Genomic DNA, 19380 nt, shown 5'->3' with positions numbered 1-19380 from the left:
AGATATTTTTCCCAAAATATCCCGGTTGTTATACAAAGAATTAATTTTAAGATCACACCCCAAATGCCCGAATAAAGAAATTTCAGCTATACAATTCCCCAATTTCAGCTTTTTCACCCAAGAGAAGGGTATTGCTGCCATAGACATCTTCTTTCTTCCGGAATTTTATTCCCAGACGCTCATATTTAAGTAGGAAATCTATTTCCTCTTCGTTTGCTGAATTGATGCCGGCATTGAAAAGCAACTTACCTTCAGCAGACAGCAGAGCTGAAATATCCTCCCAAAAATCAACAGTAAAGAACTGGACCGGCACGTCCAGGTCCAGGAAAAGATCAATAATTATAAGCCCAAATTCTTCAGATGAGTTCTTTACGAACTCGAGCGCATCGATACAAATGATCTCCAGAGGTTCATGCTCCCCCAGTTCAAACTCCCTGTATGCCACATCAATGACAGCAGGATCGATCTCTACAGCTGTGATCTTTCCGTAGTAATGGTATTTCTTCCGAAGCAAATGAATAGCACTTCCCCCGCCGAGGCCCAGGAGGAGAACAGGTGCACCGCGATCTGCACGCACTTCTGCGATTCCAAGGTCGAGCACTTCCTGCAGGGCACCAAAGGAGTAATTTGCATTGGAGCTGTCCAGTACCTTGCGGCCGTTGACCCACGTAACTTCAAGGCTTCCGCTGTATTTTGATTCTAATTTTTTAGTAAGTGGCCACAGGTAACTGAGTGATTTTTTCATAGCAATGCAAAAATACAATTTTAGAAAAAGGAAGCAGATTAGGTATGGTAAATTCAGAAATAATTAAAGACTTAGAGGAGGCATTAAAATGATCTGGATCATACAATTAGGCATAAAAAACTAAGTATCTTTGCAAAAACAAATCAGGCATTGAATACCGTACTAAAATATGGTCTGCTCTTTACCTTCTTAATCGCAACCTTATTCTACAATTTAAGGTTTACCTACCTGGTTAGTTTTTACACTTTCAACAACAAAAGTTTTACAGAACTGTTTTGTGAAAATCAGGATAAGCCTGAAATGGAGTGTAATGGTAAATGCGCCATTACCAAAGCAAGTAAAGACATAAATCAGGAAAAAAATGATCTAACCCTCAATTTTTTTCAAAAGGAAATTACCTTTTACGTAGATTTCTCCATGCCGGTAGAGAGTTTTTCTGGTAAGACAAACCACTTTCCAACCTATCGGTATTTAAATGATTATTCTTTTCTTTTCACAAGGCAAATCGCCCATCCTCCAATGAGGATTTCCTAATTTCAAAAAAAAACATTCTCAAGGATTCCATTCAGTTTTAATACTGAATGCAGAGAAGTATTGCCTTAATTCTAAATAACAAAAAATGAAATTATTTAAATATATCAGCCTCCTTTTAGTGGCTGCAGTCACCTCTTGTTCAACAGATTCTGAAGATCTAAAACCGGTAAATGAAACTGAAGGTCTTATAAAAATACAGACCATAGAAAATGAGACCCACGAGGCAGAATTATATTCTGAAAGTGGCGGTTTACAAACAGGATACAATAAAATGGTGTTACGTCTTATGGATAAAAGCACTAAGGAATTTGTTCAGGATGCCGATATCGAGTGGAACCCGATGATGCATATGGAAACAAAGCAACATTCTGCACCAAAATCTGAAGTCTTAAAAATCCCCGGCACAAACACCCTTTTTGAAGGATATATCGTCTTCCAGATGCCGGAGAATGAAATAGAATTCTGGCGCCTTACTCTCAATTACTCCCTTGACGGAAATGATTACAGTATGGGAGATAAAATAAGTGTTCCTGCTTCCGAAAAAAGAAGAGTAGCAGTATTCCTGGGCACCGATGATGTCAAGTATATTTTGGCCCTGGTCGAACCCACTACCCCGAAGATCGCCACCAATGATATTAGCGCTGCTCTTTTTCGAATGGAAAATATGCAAAGCTTTCCTGTTGTTAATAACTACAGAATCTTAATTGATCCAAGAATGCCCGGAATGGACAACCACAGCTCCCCAAATAATGTACCTCTAACACAAAGTGGGGCAGGTGAATTGTATGAGGGAAAACTTAACCTCACCATGTCGGGCTACTGGAAGATCAACCTGCAGGTGGAAAATCCGGAAGGAGAAGTAATGAAAGGTGAAAAGGTAGAGGGCACGAATGAAGCCAGCAGTATCTTCTTTGAACTGGAATTTTAAAACATTCAAAAGCTGCCTGAGAACCTGGAGAACATCTGTGCTTAGGCAGCTTTTTAATACTACAACTCAATGAAAAAATTAGCATTTATTCTTTTACTGTGCCCTTTCCTCGGAAATGAACTTATTGCTCAGCAAAAAGAAATTGATACCACGAATTATATTCCAATGAAGGAGATCATTGTAATAGGAGATAAAAGAGCAGTCTCACAAAAAGCAGTAAAGTCTCTGGCAACTGTAGATGAATACCTAGAAAGATCGTCAAAAATCTCCATGATCAAGAGAGGAGCTTACGCCTGGGAACCTATGATTAACGGAATGGCTACAGAACGTACGGTGATAACCATTGACGGGATGAGGATCTTTAGTGCATGTACAGATAAAATGGATCCTGTAACTTCATATGTTGAGATCTCCAACTTATCTGAAGCTTCGATCTCAAGCGGACAGGAAGGCGCCGAATATGGTGCTACAATAGGCGGAGCCGTTAACATGGAGCTCCATAAAACAGGATTTACAGAATCGGGCTGGAATATAGGTTTAAGCTCGGGGCTGGAGTCCAATGGGGAACAAAAAATAGCAGGAGCCAAATTGGATTATGCAGAAGACTCTTTCTTCTTGAATACCGACTTTATGTACCGGGACGCCGAAAATTATTACGCAGGCGGAAATCAAGAAGTACAGTACTCCCAGTTCACAAAATATAATTTTTCTGCCGTCTCGGGGGTCCGGCTTTCAGAACATCAAACTCTGCAGGGATCGCTCATTTTTGATAAAGCTACAGATGTGGGTTATCCTGCCCTTCCTATGGATGTATCCTCGGCAGAGGCAGTGATCACCTCCTTAAAGTATGAGCACCATAAACCAATAAACTACATAGATCACTGGGAAACAAAGATCTATTTCAACAGCATTGAACATATAATGGATGATTCAAAAAGACCTGATGTTCCTATTCGTATGGATATGCCCGGCTGGAGTGACACCTATGGCTTTTATTCGAAAATAAGTACTTCCCTTCAACGGCATGAGATAAAAGTGAACCTCAGCAGCTTTTACAATAAATCCCTGGCAGAGATGACCATGTACCCTAACGATCCTAATGAAAAGGAGATGTTCATGTATACCTGGCCAGATGTTCGCACATTCTACACCGGAATATTCCTGGAAGATCGGATAAGGCTAACCGACTACCTTCATCTAAACCTTTCAGGAAGTCTTGGCTCCCACACCAATTCGGTAGAAAGTAAATCCGGGCTTCAAAGCCTAAGGATCTTTTATCCTGAAATGGCTGAAGAAAAACAGCGAATTCTTACGGGGTTGTCTTCAAAGCTACAGTTGCACCATAAGGATTTTGTTTATGCAATGGGATTAGGTTATGGAGAACGTGCACCTTCGGTTTCTGAAGGTTATGGTTTTTATCTTTTTAATAGTTTTGATGGTTTTGATTACATAGGGAAACCCGATTTACTCAATGAAAGATCTGTAGAACTTAATACTTCTGCAGGTATCAATAAAGAACGATGGAGCATAATAGCATCGGGTTCTTATTTTCATATTAGCAACTACATCCTTGGGAAACCCGATCCCACCTTAAGTCCAATGACAATAGGAGCAAATGGGGTCAAGGTATATGAACAATTGGAATATGCCAGTCTTTTTAATACCGATTTATCCCTGGATTTTTTGATAGACCAGAACTGGAATTTTAATGGAAAGGTTATTTACAATTATGGTAAGGATTACAATAAAGAAAACCTTCCTTTGGTACAGCCTTTTACCTATTATTCGGCTTTGCAATTTCAGAAAGGCTTCTTCTCTGCCGAAGCTTCGGTTGAAGGGGCTTTAAAACAATCGGAATTTAGTCGGGAATTTGGCGAAAACGAAACTCCCGCTTATGCCATGGTTAATTTATCGGCTTCTCAAATCCTTTATCTTAATCAGCAAAAAATGACCATTAAGGTAGGTGCGGAAAATTTATTTGATACCTATTATTCAACTTTTTCGGACTGGAACAACATCCCAAGAAGGGGACGCAACCTTTTTGTAAACCTTAATTATGTAGTTTTTTAACATAAGCCCGGCGAAAAGCACTCCCGGGATGCTCCTTCTCCTACTGCTGCGTCGGGACACTAACAAGTAACCCGGTTTTCTACTACATAATTCCTGAAGAAGAAAACTTTTAATTTTCTTAAAAAAAGTCTGTAGATTGAATAAAACAGCCCCTTCATTTTGTGAAGGGGCTGTTTCAAAGTTACCTATTTCACTTACTCTAGAACTGGAAAGCGTACTGAATTTTGAGACCTAACGCAAGGGTTTTTACTTCATCCACATAGGATGTATCGTTAGAATTACTTGCCGAAGTGAGCAGACTATTCCTAATGAAGTTTCCTGGGTCTTCATTGTTATAGTTGATTAAGTTTTGCTGACTTTCTTCCGGTTGTATATTTTTCAAACCATAGTCTGCAAACAAGCCCATGTAAAATGCCTGCTCATTTTTCAGCTTAAACTTAACGCCTGTTTCCAGGTTGAGCACAAAGTTCGTTTGAAGCCCAAGTTTAGATTTAGAGGTCTTGATATTACCGTAATCTCCAAAGCCGGCAAACTTTGGATCGCTAAGCTCTACATCATACTGCTCGTAATATCCACTGGTTGTCAAAGAAGAAGCCTCCAGATCATATTCGGACTCCACTACAAAACCAACTTTTGCGCCAGCAGCGGCATAAAATCGGATAATGCCCCCGGTTTCATACTGAATTTTTAAAGGTATATTTAAGAAATAGGCAGACTGTTTTTCCCGCAAATTTTCCAGGTTGTATCTAAATTCAAACTCTTCTCCCTCCATGTCGGCTGTTTGATACGCATCTCCAAAAAAGGAAAGATAAGCTGAACCCTCTGTGTACTGCATTTCGGCACCTGTACCTATACTCCAGTTGTGGGAAAGATAATAGGAATATCCCGCTCCAATACTAAAGCCGTTTTCCATATCGCTTTTCTCCTGCAGGACTTCATAATCGAGCTTGGAAAAGGCTCCCGTTAGGTATACAGAAACTTCATTTTTGGATTGTCCATAAGAACTGCTTATCGCACCGCAAATTAGTAAGACTAGTAAAATTTGCCAGTTATATGGAGGCCTGGAACTATTATTATTAATTTTCATTATTCTTTGTTTGATAATTTAATTTTATGCCATCATTCATTAGTGAACAATAAACTTTAAAGATTTACTGTGCGTTTTTGTTCTGCAATTGAGAATATATACTCCCGACTGAATGTTGAATGGCAATTCAATTCTAGTGGTTTTGCTGTTTGACCTGATCGTTTTAATTAGTATACCATTTAGATCATGAATAGAAAGCTGCATTGTTTCCAGTTCTTCCTGAGGGAAATCAGCAAGAAGTTCTAATCGCTCTCCTAATCTTATAGGGTTACGAGCCAATTTTACAGTAGAAGACTCTTGAAGCTGAATAACTGTAGAACAGGTTTTCAGTACTTCTCCGTCTTCAGTAACCACTTCAATGTAGTAACTGCTTTCGGTATCCAGTTGATCGCTGGCATGATCACCTTCAGAGAAATATTGTCCGGTGCCAATTACCGAGCCGTTTTTGTACCACTTATAGCTAGTGAATTTATAGCCTCCATTAGTTTGGGGGTTATTGTTTACCAGCAACACATTATTAAATTTCTGGACCACGATGTCATCAAAATTGAAAGTTTTCTCAACTGTGATATGGTACACTTTCTTAGTGGTCTGGTCTCCTGAAGTTACGGTTATGGTTTCGCGATAAATTCCGGGAGCAGGTGCTGCGATTGTGAACATTTCTGCATGGTCTACAGAAGAACCTCTGTTTGGCTCCAATTGTATTTGCACCTCATTCTCATCACTACCACAACCAATAAGGTAGTAAATCTCTTCAGATGGATTTGAGTAGGAGGTACCGTTGATAACCACCTCGTTCAACCTTGCCTTACTACTTTTTATGTTCAGGGTCCTGGTCACAGGAGCTGCAGCTTCATAATTCTGGTTTCCTTGCTGTTTAGCTGTAATACTAATTTCCCCTGCTGCAAGCAGGTTTACAAATCCAGACGTACTAACTGTAGCTGCGGGTTCTGCATCTTCATAAGAATATGAATAGGTCACAGCTAAGCCTGAAGTTGTAGCAGCATCGAGCAGGAAATTCTCATCTGTCTCAAGGATCCTATCCTCAGGCGCATCAAAAGTGATGTTTTGCGCAGCCTTATCGATCACAAGAATTGCTGTGAGTACCTTGTCATCATAGTTCTCCCGGCTAACGGTCGCAGTTACTGTATAAGTTCCTGCATTGGTTTTCCCATTGTTCTCATAGGTTACTGTCGCACCTTCAGGCAGACTGGTTACAAAAATACTGTGTTCAGTTCCGTCATAGGTGAAAGTATAAGTATCTTCTTCAAAAGCAACTCCAGTAATTTCCGCATTTTCGATCACTAAAGACACCTCTTTGAAAGCCGATAAGTAGTTATCAGTTTCTTCGGAAGCCACAGTCACCTTATAAGTTCCTGCATCGGTGTAGCCTTGTGCCGGAGCGTACATCAATTCAGTTTCTGAATGATTCAGAGTAGCTTCAACGTTCTTTACAGAACCATCGTAAGTAGTAGTCTGAATAGCTTCCGCAGTGATTAGGGCTTCTGCTTTGTTGATGACAAGATCAGCAGTCAGGACTTTATCATTATAGTTTTCCTGACTTACGGTTGCAGTCACTTTATAAGTTCCGGCATTGGTTTGCCCATTGTTCTCATAGGTTACTGTCGCACCTTCAGGCAATCCGGTTACAAAAATACTGTGCTCGCTTCCGTCATAGGTGAAAGAATAAGTATCTTCTTCAAAATCAACTCCGGTAATTTCAGCATTTTCGATCACTAAAGACACCTCTTTGGAAGCGGACAAATAATTGTCAGTTTCTTCGGAAGCCACAGTCACAGCATAAGTTCCTGCATTAGTATAACCTTGCGCCGGAGCGTACGTCAATTCAGTTTCTGAATGATTCAGAGTAGCTTCAACGTTCTTTACAGAACCATCGTAAGTAGAAGTCTGAACAGCTTCCGCAGTGATTATGCCTTCCGCTTTGTTGATGATGAGATCTGCAGTCAGCACTTTATCATTGAAATTGTCCTGACTTACGGTTGCAGTCACGGTATAGATCTCTGCATTAATTTGGCCATTATCAGCATACTTTACGGTCGCTCCTTCCGCAAGTCCTGTTACAAAAATGCTGTGCGCATTTCCGTCGTAAATGAAAGTGTCGCCAGCAAAAGCCACTCCTGTGATTTCTGCATTTTCAATAACCAGAGACACTTCTTTTGAAGCTGACAAATAATTGCCGGTTTCGGATGAAGCAACAGTAACAGAATAATTACCTGCATTGGTATAGCCTTGTTGTGGAGCAAACGTCAATGTAGTTTCTTCATGATTCAGGCTCGCCGCCACATTCTTCACAGTACCATCGTAAGTAAAAGTCTGAACAGGGTCTGCAGTGATTACGGCTTCAGCTTTCTCGATAACAAGATTGGCAGTCAGAACTTGATCATTATAGTTTTCCTGGCTGATAGTTGCAGTCACTGCATAAGCACCTGCATTAATTTGTCCGTTATTGGCATACTCTACGGTCGCTCCTTCCGGAAGACCCGTTACAAAAATACTGTGCTGAGTTCCATCATATATGAAGGTATCACCTTCAAAAGCCACTCCTGTGATTTCTGCATTTTCGATCACTAAAGACACCTCTTTGGAAGCCGACAGATAGTTATCAGTTTCCTCGGAGGCCACAGTCACCTTATAAGTTCCTGCATTAGTATAACCTTGCGCCGGAGCGTACGTCAATTCAGTTTCTGAATGATTCAGAGCAGCTTCAACGTTCTTTAAAGTTCCATCATAAGTAGCATTCTGAATAGCTTCCGCAATGATGATGGTTTCTGCTTTCTCAATAATAAGATCTGCAGTCAGCACCTGATCATTATAGTTATCCTGGCTTACGGTTGCAGTCACGGTATAAGTTCCTGCATTGGTTTGCCCATTATCGGTATACTTTACTGTAGCTCCTTCAGAAAGGCCGGTAACGGAGATGCTGTGCGAAGTGCCATCATAAGTGAAAGTAGCTCCTTCAAAAGCCACTCCTGTGATTTCTGCATTTTCAATGACCAACGACACTTCTTTTGAAGCGGACAAATAATTGTCAGTTTCTTCGGAAGAAATCGTTACTTCATATGTTCCTGCAGGGGTATAACTTTGTTGAGGAGCGTAAGTCAATGCTATTTCTGAATGGTTCAGGCTAGCTACAACATGCTTCACAGTACCATCATAAGTAAAAATCTGAAGAGCTTCAGCAGTAATTATGGCTTCAGCCTTTTTAATCACAAGATCAGCAGTCAGTACTTTATCATTATAGTTTTCCTGGCTTACCGTGGCGGTTACTGTATAAGTCCCTGCATTAATTTGCCCATTATCGACATATTTTACGGTGGCGCCTTCCGGAAGTCCGGTAACGGCAATGCTGTGTGCAGTTCCATCATAAGTGAAAGTATCACCTTCAAAGGTTACTCCTGTGATTTCTGCATTTTCGATGACCAGAGAAAATTCTTTTGAAGCTGATAAGTAGTTGTCGGTTGCTTCCGAAGAAATTGTTACTGGATGAGTTCCTGCATTGGTAAATCCTTGTGCAGGAGCATACTTCAACGTAGTTTCCTCATGGTTCAGACTTGCATCAACATTCTTAACAGTTCCATCATAAGTGAATGTCTGGGTGGCATCTGCAGTGATTATTGCTTCGGCTTTTTTGATCACAAGATCAGCAGTCAGGATTTTATCATTGTAGTTTTCCTGGCTTACGGTTGCGGTCACTGTATAAGTCCCTGCGCTAATTTGCCCATTATCGGCATACGTTACTGTCGCTCCCTCAGAAAGTCCTGTTATAAAAATGCTGTGCGGAGTTCCGTCGTAAATGAAAGTGTCGCCAGCAAAAGCCAATCCTGTGATTTCTGCATTTTCAATGACCAACGACACTTCTTTTGAAGCGGACAAATAATTGTCAGTTTCTGCTGAAGCCACAGTCACTTTATAAGTTCCTGCATCGGTGTAGCCTTGCGCCGGAGCGTACATCAATCCAGTTTCTGAATGATTCAGCGTAGCTTCAACGTTCTTTACAGAACCATCGTAAGTAGAAGTCTGAATAGCTTCCGCAGTGATTATGCCTTCCGCTTTGTTGATAGTAAGATCTGCACTGTTATAAGTAAGATTATAGTTGCTGTTTAAGGCAAGAGTTCCCTGTTCAATAAGGTAGGCACCTGCATCCTCACCTGTAAATCGAGTCAGTGCTCCTGAAAAAGAATCTTCTCCTACTAAAGCACCCGAAGTAATCTCGTAAGTAAGCTCGGGATCTTCTTCTCCATATACTTTGGATTTCGCATCTACCACAACAGTGATCGCTGCTTTATTTACTGTTAAAGTTTGTATTACCGGTGTAGCTGCAAAATGAGTGTCATCTCCTGCCTGTGTTGCCGTAATTTTTGTAGTTCCGGCTCTTAAAATTGTAGCCGTGTTACCCGAAATTGATACTATATCAGGATCCTGAGCAGTATAAGTAACAACCAGATCCTTATTAGTTTTTTCATCTCCAAGGATAAATTCATCATCTCCGTAGGTTTTTGCAGAAATTTCTGGGAAAGTAATGGTTTGATCCAGCTTAGTTGTAGTGAACGTCCATGAATTGCTACTTGCATCTAATGCCTCATTACCGTTACCAGATTCATCTTTTACAAAACTGTTACTGATTCCCACAGAAAGAGTGGTATTTGCAGGAAGGTTCTCATCAATATTAAGTGATAAGGTCAACTTATCTTCAGAAAAGAGAAATTTTTCCCGGTCATCCTGAACCGAAAGATCATAGGTTTGTTCCACTCCAGTAGCATCTTTCAGGGTAAAGGTGCCACTTGAATTCAGCTCTACCGCTTCGTCAAAAGTGACCGATAAAGTAGGTTGCAGTGGCACACCTGTAGCTTGATGAGCTGGAGAAAAAGTCTGCGCAACCGGTCCAGTTTCATCTACCACAGGGGGTATGGTTGTAATACTTGTATTTCTGTACAGCATTGATACGGGACCTTCGCTAGTGTTACCTGTAATAAGCACATCCTGGTCATTATCTCCATCAATATCGGCAAAAGCGAGGGAACCATATTGCACTCCCGAGAAAGGGAGGCCTAAAACTTCAGCGTAATTACCGACACCATCATTCTTATAAAGTTTGGCGATAGCTTCATTGGAGTTGTAACTATAGCCTGCAATCAATACATCCTGATCTCTATCTCCATCTACATCAGCAAAAGCCACCGAACTATTTTGCACTCCCTCAAAAGGTGCTTCTGTGGATTCTATGTAATTGCCGGCACCATCATTTTTATAGAGTTTGGCGGTAGGTCTATGGGAAGTGTTACTATAGCCGGTGATTAAAAGATCCTGGTCATTATCTCCATCTACATCAGAAAAAGCAATAGAACCATCATATACTCCTAAGAAAGGAGTGTCTGCTACTTCCAAATAGTTACCGGCACCATCATTTTTATAAAGATTGGCAATGGGTATTCTGTAGGTGTAACTATAGCCGGTGATCAACACATCCTGGTCACCATCTTTATCTACATCTGCAAAAGCTATGGAACTTTGCTGCACTCCTGTAAAGGATGTCCCTGTAACTTCTGAATAATTGCCGGAACCGTCATTTTTATAAATTTTAGCGCTGACATTGGAGGACGAGTTACCCCACCTACCAACGATCATTACATCCTGATCACCATCTTTATCTACATCAGCAAAAGCTATGGAACTATCCTCCACTCCTGTGAAAGTTGTTCCCGTGACTTCGGAATAATGGCCGGAGCCGTCATTTTTATAAAGTTTTGCAATGCGATTATAATTTTTATCCCGGCCTGTGATCAACACATCCTGGTCACCATCGTCATCTATGTCGGCGAGAGCTATGGAACCATCAGACACTCCTGGGAAAGGCGTTCCTGTAATTTCGGAATAATTCCCCGAGCCGTCATTTTCGTAAATTTTAGCAAAACTATTATAGTTTTTGTCCTGGCCTGTGATCAAAACATCCCGGTCACCATCTCCATCAATATCGGCAAAAGCTATAGAACTATTCTGCACTCCTGTGAAAAACGTTCCTGTGGGTTCTACACAATTACCGGTACCATCATTAACGTATAGGTTGGCCATAGAGTTATGGGAGTCACCCCCACCCGTAATAAATAAATCCTGATCATTATCTCCATCTATATCGGCAAAAGCAATGGAACCATTTTGCACTCCTGCGAAGGAATTATTTACTTCTTCCAAGTAATTTCCAGAACCATCATTTTTATAAAGTTTAGCGATACTATTATAAGAATGATCCCTACCTGTGATGAAAACGTCCTGATCGCCATCTCCATCTATATCAGCAAAAGCCACGGAACCATTTTGCACTCCTTCGAAAAAAGTTTCTGTGGATTCTGAATAATTACCCGCACCGTCATTTTTATAAAATTTGGCGATAGAATTGTAATTATTATCCCTGCCTGTGATCAATACATCCTGATCATTATCTCCATCTATATCGGCAAAAGCAATAGAACTATTTCCTACACCCGGGAAAGGAGTATTTATATTTTCCAAAAAATTTCCGAAACCGTCGTTAATATAAAGCTTGGAGCCGGGAACTCCCTGCCACTCACTACCGGCTATTCCGGTAATAAGCACATCCTGGTCGCCATCTCTATCTACATCGGCAAAAGCTATGGAGCCATACTGCACTCCATCAAAGAAATTACTGTTGTCTTTAATATAGTTACCAAAACCATCATTCAGATAGAGGTTAGAAATGGCAACCCCGTTCCAGGGATCACCTGAAAATCCTGTTATCAACACATCCTGGTCATTATCCCCATCAACATCGGCAAAGGCAATGGAACTATTTTGCACTGGTTCGAAAGGGGTGTCTAAAAGTTCGGTGAATTTGCCAAATCCATCATTGACATAGAGCTTTGCAATAGGCTCACCTCCACCCATTGTCGAATCCATTCCACCACCAGTACCACCTGTGATCAACACATCCTGGTCTCCATCTCCATCTACATCGGCAAAAGCTATGGAACCATTTTGTACTCCCTCAAATGGAGTTCCTGTGTCCTCAATGTAATTTCCGGTGCCGTCATTGAGATAGAGAATAGCTTTAGCTCCTTCGCCATCCATCGTACCCCCGTTCATATCACCAGAACCGCCGGTTATCAAAACATCCTGGTCGCCATCTCGATCTACATCGGCAAAAGCAATGGAACTGTTCTGCACTCCTTCAAAGGTAGGAAGGATCTGTGGGGCAGGTGGGGGAGGCAGTATCTGTTCAAAAGTCTGCGCAAAGGCCATTTTACTTCCCAGGCATAAACTGAATAAAATTAGAATCTTTGTAACGTAGTTTTGTTTCATGTAAAAATAGGTTGGTAGATTAAGAGCGATAAATTCATATTATTCCCTCTTTCTCGTCGAGAGAAAAACCTGTTAAAGGGAATGTAATTTTCCTGCAAAAAAACGTTAAAAGGAATAAAAAACAGGATGAAATACAGGTATAATCGTATCCATATGCGATTTGGACACGCACTTAACAGTTTGAATTTAAGGAAGGAAGTGAATAAGTATGATTTGATGGCGCAATGTTCAACAGGTTTGAACTGGAAATTCAGATGCATTCCATTTTGGGGGTTCTGAGAGCTATGAATCTTTCAGGCTCCCACTCATAAAAATCTTCAGCAGTACATTCTTTCCGGAAATCTATCAGGAAGACCTAAGAAAGACTATTATCTCCAATTAACAGTTTCAGGATCTCAAGCTCTTTTCTTAATTGTATGTCAATTAAAACGACCAATCCAAAGAAAACAACCCACGATAAATAAATGATGTAGGAATGGGACTCCCCCAATAGCTCCTGTTCGAAAATAGAGAGCAGCATAGAGAATCCGTAGATATAGGAAATCAACAACAAAGGAGCCATAATGAAATGCAGATATTTCCTCGTCTCATAATAACTAATCAACTGCTGCCTGTAATTCGTTAGAGCTTCATTTATTGGAAACCTTCTCTTTTTGATCATCGCAAACTCCATACAAATATTCAGCACCAAGGCGCCCGCCATGATCCCCAACCCTCTAAAAGCTTTACTATTTATATAGGTGGAAATGTAAAAAAAGAAGATCCCCAGTATTATTACTGCAGCACCTAACACCAGCAGCCCAATCCATCTTTTATCATAAATGTTCCAGGATTTCCTGATAATCTCGTGATGGCCTTTTTCCAATTGGGCAGGAATTTCTCCCCACTTCTCTATTTTCATGTCACTAATATTCATCCCTGCCACATTTTTATAATTGAGCTTTTATCCCACGATTTTAAAACTTTGCCTGTATTTTATGAATAATTCTTCACAGGCTACAAAAGAAGGTTAAAACGAATAAAAATCAGGATAGAACGAAGGCCTTATGGTGTCCAAATTGTATTTGGATACGAACTCAACAGCCCAAATTTGAAGAAGAAAGGGATTAAGAATAGGTTTTTAGGGAGTAACAGTGCCTATCTTGTTTCCAGAGCGTATTGACTGGGACTTACATCTGATGCATTTTTAAAGGCTTTACTAAAAGAGGTCCTGCTGGCGAATCCACATTCCCCGGCCAAAGCTTCAATAGTATTATTTTGGAGGTAGCCATCTTCTATTAATTTTTTTGCATGATCCATTCGCAAGTTATTCTTAAAGGAAGAAAAACTCAGCCCATAATAGCTTTTAAGGAAATAGGAAATATGATGTGAGGGCATTCCAAGTTCCTGAGCACATTCAGTGAGAGTGAAACTTTGATTTAGGTAAGATTTACTTTTTTTAAGACCTTCAAGTTTTAATTTTACCTCCTGCTCGTCCAGTCCAAACTTCAGGTCATCAGTTTGTTCTTTTGCAACGGGGTTTGAAGAAGGTTTTACCTGCTGCGGATATCCATATAAAATACTGGGAAAATAAATAGGGATGATTCCAATAAGGAATAACGCGATATAGAGAAAGAAAGTAATAATACCTCCACCTTTGCCTATGACCAACAAAGAGTGAAACAAGTTCTCCTGGAACATTTTTTCAAAAGCATAAAGTATAGCCAAGATTGCCATAACTGTTAATATGCTCCAGAAAGTGATGAGCCATTTATTAAGTATAGATTTTAGTTCATCATTCTTCCCTTTTTTGATAAAGCTCCAGACTTGAGGTAGTAGTACTACTAAAATACCTAATTGCCAAACATGTCGTATAAGCAGGTGTTGATCAAGATCTAAAAGCCAGTAATGAACATTCAATCTTTTCTCGGGATTGGAAATCGTTTGGGAAATAATATTATTATAGAAAGCTTCCGGCTGGAGATAGACGTAAATAATGTCTATCAAACCTAAAAAGAAAGGAATGAAAAGAATGATTTCAGCATTATGCCATTTCAGCTGATCTGTAAGTATGACTTTAAAATAATAATAGATTGGAATAAAAATCAGGTGATAAGGGAGCAATGGCCAAAGGAAAAACCAGGTAAAGTGTTCTAAATAACCCCCGTCAATAATAAAAGCCTGTAATGCATATATAGATAAAAGGAAATAAAAACTTCCTAAAATTTTAGTTGCAACAGTATTAGTTGACCTTTTAAAAAATAATGTAGTAGATAAGACCAGGCCAAAGATGGCGGCTATCAGTAGGATAAGGATCAAATTATTTCTTTTTCAGCATTAGAAGGGTTATGTCATTCTTATGAATCCTCTCGAAAATTAACATTTTAGAATAAGTCTCTCCCGAGATAAGTTGCCAAAAATAAAGAAGGGATAGTTTTCTTACAAGACAATTCACATTTATCATCTAATATTTTCAAATGAAAATTTTAGTTCAGTATTTCATCCCTAAACACATAGAGTCACCCTCACGGGGTTTCGAAATTTCCCTGGTCAGGTCAATGAAAATATAATTTACTGCAGAATATTTGGAAATTGGAATTGCAAAGTTCCCCACTGTTCGCAGGACAACCTTCCCGTCCTTTGGACCCACTTTTTTACAATTTATCGGAAATAAAAAAGCCTCTCATTTCTGAGAGGCTTTCTGTGCGGGCGAAAGGACTCGAACCTTCACACCGTGAGGCACTAGATCCTAAGTCTAGCGTGTCTACCAATTCCACCACGCCCGCGTTGGTAATTTCAATATGTTTGCTTGTTGTAAGCGGATGCAAATATAAGTATAAGTTTGAATCTGCAAATAGGAAAACGAATTTTTTTTCTGTCAACAGCAAAAAAAATTCGTTTCAGATGTGAGCTCCGAGATTAGAGGATTGAGAGCTTCTCTCCGGTCTCACCCTCCATATCTGAAATCTATTTTTTACCTTTACTTTTAACCAAAAGACACAACATGCAAGAAATAAAAGAATACGTTGAAAACAATAAAGAGCGCTTTATTGATGAGTTGATACAATTACTGAAAATACCTTCTATAAGTGCCGATTCCAAGTATAAAAAGGACCTTTTAAATACTGCCGAAGCTGTTAAGCAAAGCTTACTCGATGCCGGTTGCGATGTGGCAGAGCTTCATGAAACTCCCGGTCACCCTGTAGTTTATGGGGAAAAGATCATCGACAAAAACCTTCCTACTGTCCTGGTCTATGGGCATTACGATGTGCAACCCCCAGATCCAGTGGAGCTCTGGGAGAGTCCGCCTTTTGAGCCGGTAATAAAGGAAACTAAAATTCATCCCGAAGGTGCCATATTTGCCCGGGGAGCCTGTGACGACAAAGGCCAGATGTACATGCACGTCAAAGCCCTGGAGTATATGACAAAAAACGATAAGCTTCCGTGCAACGTGAAGTTCATGATCGAAGGGGAAGAAGAAGTGGGCAGTGAAAACCTGGGCTGGTTCATAGAAAAGAACAGGAAAAAGCTGCAGAATGATGTAATTCTCATTAGCGATACCGGGATGATCGCCAAAGACACTCCTTCTATTACTACAGGATTACGAGGATTAAGTTATATGGAAGTGGCAGTTACCGGACCTAACCGGGATCTTCATAGCGGACTTTACGGAGGAGCCGTTGCCAATCCTATAAACGTGCTTGCGAAGATGATCGCCTCCCTGCAGGATGAGAACAACCGCATCACCATTCCCGGGTTTTATGATAAAGTACGGGAGTATAGTGAAGAGGAGCGCAACAAAATGGCCGAAGCACCTTTTGACCTTAAGGAATATAAAGAAAAACTGAATATTGATGATGTTCATGGCGAGGCCGGCTACTCCACTCTGGAACGTGCTTCTATTCGTCCAACTCTTGATGTAAACGGGATCTGGGGCGGCTATACCGGCGAAGGAGCCAAAACAGTGTTACCTTCAAAAGCTTATGCAAAAATTTCCATGAGACTGGTTTCAGATCAGGACTGGAAAGAGATCAGCGCTCTGTTTAAAGCACATTTTGAAAATATCGCTCCAAAAAGTGTAAAAGTCGAGGTGAATACACACCATGGCGGTCAGGCTTATGTAACTCCTATTGACACCCTGGAATATCAGGCTGCAAATGACGCTTATGCTGAAGCCTTTGGGAAAGATCCAATTCCGCAGCACAGTGGCGGAAGCATTCCCATAGTTGCCCTTTTTGAAAAGGAATTAAAGAGCAAGACCATTCTAATGGGCTTCGGACTGGATACAGATGCCATTCACTCTCCAAATGAGCACTTCGGAATATGGAATTATTTAAGGGGAATTGAGACCATTCCACTTTTCTACAAGCATTTTACAAAGCTAAAACAAGCTGAAAAATAGTAATCAGTTTTATAAAAACTAAATTCAAACCTAACAGGTCTGGGAGACCTGTTAGGTTTTTTTATTGATTAAAATAACCCTGTCAGGGCATAAAGCCGCTGACAGGGTTTCTATTTTTTTTCATTCCTCACCTGCAAGATCTTATTTAAGCCTTCAGGGCTTTGTGTTACAGCCTGATAAACATTAGACCAGGAAAATATCGCAGATCATTCTTCGAAAATTTCACCTTCTATGTTTGTAGAATTAAATATTTATTCTACATTTGTAGATATCCATCTAAAGTTGTAGAACAAATGCAGTTATCAAAGGCCGAAGAACAACTCATGCAGATCCTCTGGAAGAAGGATAAAGCATTTATGAAAGATCTCATCGACGCATATCCCGATCCAAAACCTGCCCAAACCACTGTTGCAACACTGCTGAAGCGGATGCAGGATAAAAACTTTGTCGATTACAAACAATACGGCAGGTCACGGGAATATTTTCCGCTTGTGAAAAAGAAAGATTACTTCTCAAAGCAAGTAAATGGCATGATCAAGAATTTTTTCAACGATTCTGCTTCGCAATTCGCCTCTTTCTTTACCAGGGAAACAAACCTGAGTAAGGAGGAACTGGAGGAATTGCGAAGTCTTATAGACCGTGAAATAGAAAATAAATAATTATGGAAATGTACCTGTTGAAATCGGCCGCCTGTATGTCATTTTTACTGCTCTTTTATAAGCTGCTGCTGGAGAAAGAGAATATGCATGTGCTAAAAAGATTCTATCTGCTCGCCGTACCGATGATTTCTTTCGGAATTCCGGTCATTAGTTTTCCTGAATATATTACAGTTACTTCTGAAGGCACAGCCACCTTCAATTCGATTTCAGTCTCTGAAACAGCAGATGAATTTCCCCTTTTTGAAACCCTGGTGAGCAGCATTTACATTTTTGGAATTCTTTTTTTCGGAAGCAGGTTTGTAATTAACCTGAGATCTCTATTGAAGCGGGCCAGAAATAATCCTAAAGTAGAAGCTACCGGGGCAACTCATGTACTTTTAAAAGAGCAAGTCATTCCTCATACCTTCTGGAGCTACATATACCTCAACAAGAAGAAGTTTGTGGAAAAACAAATTCCACAGGAAGTTATGGACCACGAACTGGCCCACGTAAGGCAAAAACATACCGCCGATATTCTGTTTATGGAGATACTGCAGGTCCTATTTTGGTTCCTCCCTTTAATATACCTGCTAAAAAAGGCTGTTAAACTAAATCATGAATTTTTAGCCGATAGCGCAGCATTGCGTAAAACAGAAAATATCGGCCTTTATCAACAGATCCTGCTTTCATTCTCATCGCAGGAGCAGAATGAACTTGTCAATTCAATTAATTATCAATCAATCAAAAAACGATTTACAGTTATGAAAAAACAACCCTCTCAAAAAGCCATTTTGGTGCGGACATTTATTTTCCTGCCCCTTCTGGCCGTGCTTCTCTACAGCTTTAGTAGCCGCGAAACAGTAGTGTTAGAAGATAATAAGCCGAACGAGGAATTATTTCAGGAAAAAGCGACCCCCAAAATGTTAGCCGAATACAATAAATGGGCAAAGCATTATAGCAATAATGAAGATGCTCTGATTCAAAAAAAGGTCTGGGATAGAATGAAATATATCTATAGAATCATGACTCCTGACCAAAGAAAAGGAGCTGAAGAATTTCCTTCTTTAAATCCACAACAAATTCTAACTGTTGTGGAAAATAAAGACAGTGATAAAAATCGGGCTGCAGTAAGACAGGAAAGGGAGGTCATTCGCAAAGAAAGAAAAGAACAAAGAGAAGAACGGGAAGTTGAAAAGACTGAACGCCGTGAAATGCAGGTCGAAAGAAGAGAAAGACAAAGGCAGGTACCTCCACCCCCGGCACCACCTGCTCCCCCTACTCCAAAGGAGATCGAAACACCTCTTCCTCCGTCCCCACCTTCGGTTCCACAAAATATTGATGTGCCTATGCCGCCGCCACCTCCGCCTTCTCCCATAGAGTCTATGAAAACCTGGATGGAAGAGGGAGCTGAATTTTACCTCAACGGAAAGAAAGTCACCGGCGAAACGGCACTTGAGGTAGTAAAAGAAAGTAATGGTAAAAATCTGAGCGTACAGGTGGAAGAAAATGCTTCAGGAAAAATAGTAAGATTATCAGATAAAAAAAGATAAAAAAGACAGACCTCACAGATGTCGGAGACATGTGAGGTCCTGTTAGTAGTAAAGGCGCGGATATTCCGCGCCTCTGTTTTTATATCTTCTTCACAATTAGAGCTGCGGAATC

10 protein-coding genes and 1 tRNA gene are annotated in these 19380 nt (G+C 40.3%); 5 read left to right on the top strand and 6 right to left on the bottom strand.

The window, feature by feature from the left end; all coding sequences use genetic code 11:
* Nucleotides 1-82: 82 nt before the first annotated feature.
* A complete protein-coding gene (locus LA313_RS14430) occupies nucleotides 83-745 on the bottom strand; it encodes a spermidine synthase (protein WP_228916218.1) in 663 nt (220 codons plus the stop codon).
* A 619-nt stretch (nucleotides 746-1364) separates the two neighbouring features.
* Here LA313_RS14430 and LA313_RS14425 point away from each other — a divergent pair.
* Together LA313_RS14425 and LA313_RS14420 are read left to right on the top strand one after the other, a co-directional pair.
* A complete protein-coding gene (locus tag LA313_RS14425; RefSeq protein WP_228916216.1) occupies nucleotides 1365-2207 on the top strand; it encodes a FixH family protein in 843 nt (280 codons plus the stop codon).
* A gap of 69 nt (nucleotides 2208-2276) precedes the next feature.
* On the top strand, nucleotides 2277-4277 hold the full coding sequence (locus tag LA313_RS14420; protein ID WP_228916215.1) for a TonB-dependent receptor plug domain-containing protein: 2001 nt from the start codon (nucleotides 2277-2279) through the stop codon (nucleotides 4275-4277).
* 199 nt (nucleotides 4278-4476) lie between these two features.
* On the opposite strand, the gene LA313_RS14415 is transcribed toward LA313_RS14420, so the two are convergent.
* The 5 genes from LA313_RS14415 to LA313_RS14395 form a co-directional block, all read right to left on the bottom strand.
* Nucleotides 4477-5364, bottom strand: coding sequence for an outer membrane beta-barrel protein (locus tag LA313_RS14415; protein ID WP_228916213.1), 888 nt, complete (start codon nucleotides 5362-5364; stop codon nucleotides 4477-4479).
* A 39-nt stretch (nucleotides 5365-5403) separates the two neighbouring features.
* A complete protein-coding gene (locus tag LA313_RS14410) occupies nucleotides 5404-12699 on the bottom strand; it encodes an FG-GAP-like repeat-containing protein (protein ID WP_228916211.1) in 7296 nt (2431 codons plus the stop codon).
* A 355-nt stretch (nucleotides 12700-13054) separates the two neighbouring features.
* Entirely contained in the window at nucleotides 13055-13600 is a 546-nt protein-coding gene (locus LA313_RS14405; RefSeq protein WP_228916209.1) for a hypothetical protein, read from the bottom strand.
* Nucleotides 13601-13836: 236 nt separating this feature from the next.
* Nucleotides 13837-14997, bottom strand: coding sequence for a helix-turn-helix transcriptional regulator (locus LA313_RS14400; protein WP_228916207.1), 1161 nt, complete (start codon nucleotides 14995-14997; stop codon nucleotides 13837-13839).
* A 385-nt stretch (nucleotides 14998-15382) separates the two neighbouring features.
* A tRNA-Leu gene (locus LA313_RS14395) sits at nucleotides 15383-15464 on the bottom strand.
* 218 nt (nucleotides 15465-15682) lie between these two features.
* Here LA313_RS14395 and LA313_RS14390 point away from each other — a divergent pair.
* The 3 genes from LA313_RS14390 to LA313_RS16390 all read left to right on the top strand — a co-directional run bounded on the left by LA313_RS14390 (nucleotide 15683) and on the right by LA313_RS16390 (nucleotide 19268).
* Entirely contained in the window at nucleotides 15683-17080 is a 1398-nt protein-coding gene (locus LA313_RS14390; RefSeq protein ID WP_228916205.1) for a dipeptidase, read from the top strand.
* Between the two features lie 293 nt (nucleotides 17081-17373).
* Nucleotides 17374-17739: a BlaI/MecI/CopY family transcriptional regulator gene (locus tag LA313_RS14385; protein ID WP_228916203.1), complete on the top strand. Its 366-nt coding sequence runs from the start codon at nucleotides 17374-17376 to the stop codon at nucleotides 17737-17739.
* A gap of 2 nt (nucleotides 17740-17741) precedes the next feature.
* Entirely contained in the window at nucleotides 17742-19268 is a 1527-nt protein-coding gene (locus LA313_RS16390; protein ID WP_270049264.1) for a M56 family metallopeptidase, read from the top strand.
* The last annotated feature ends 112 nt before the right edge of the window (nucleotides 19269-19380 follow it).

This window comes from Salinimicrobium sediminilitoris, from assembly GCF_020866905.1.
GTDB classification, from domain to species: Bacteria; Bacteroidota; Bacteroidia; order Flavobacteriales; family Flavobacteriaceae; genus Salinimicrobium; species Salinimicrobium sediminilitoris.
The sequence above is the reverse complement of the archived record's forward strand: the minus strand, read 5'-3'. Positions and strand labels throughout refer to the sequence as shown.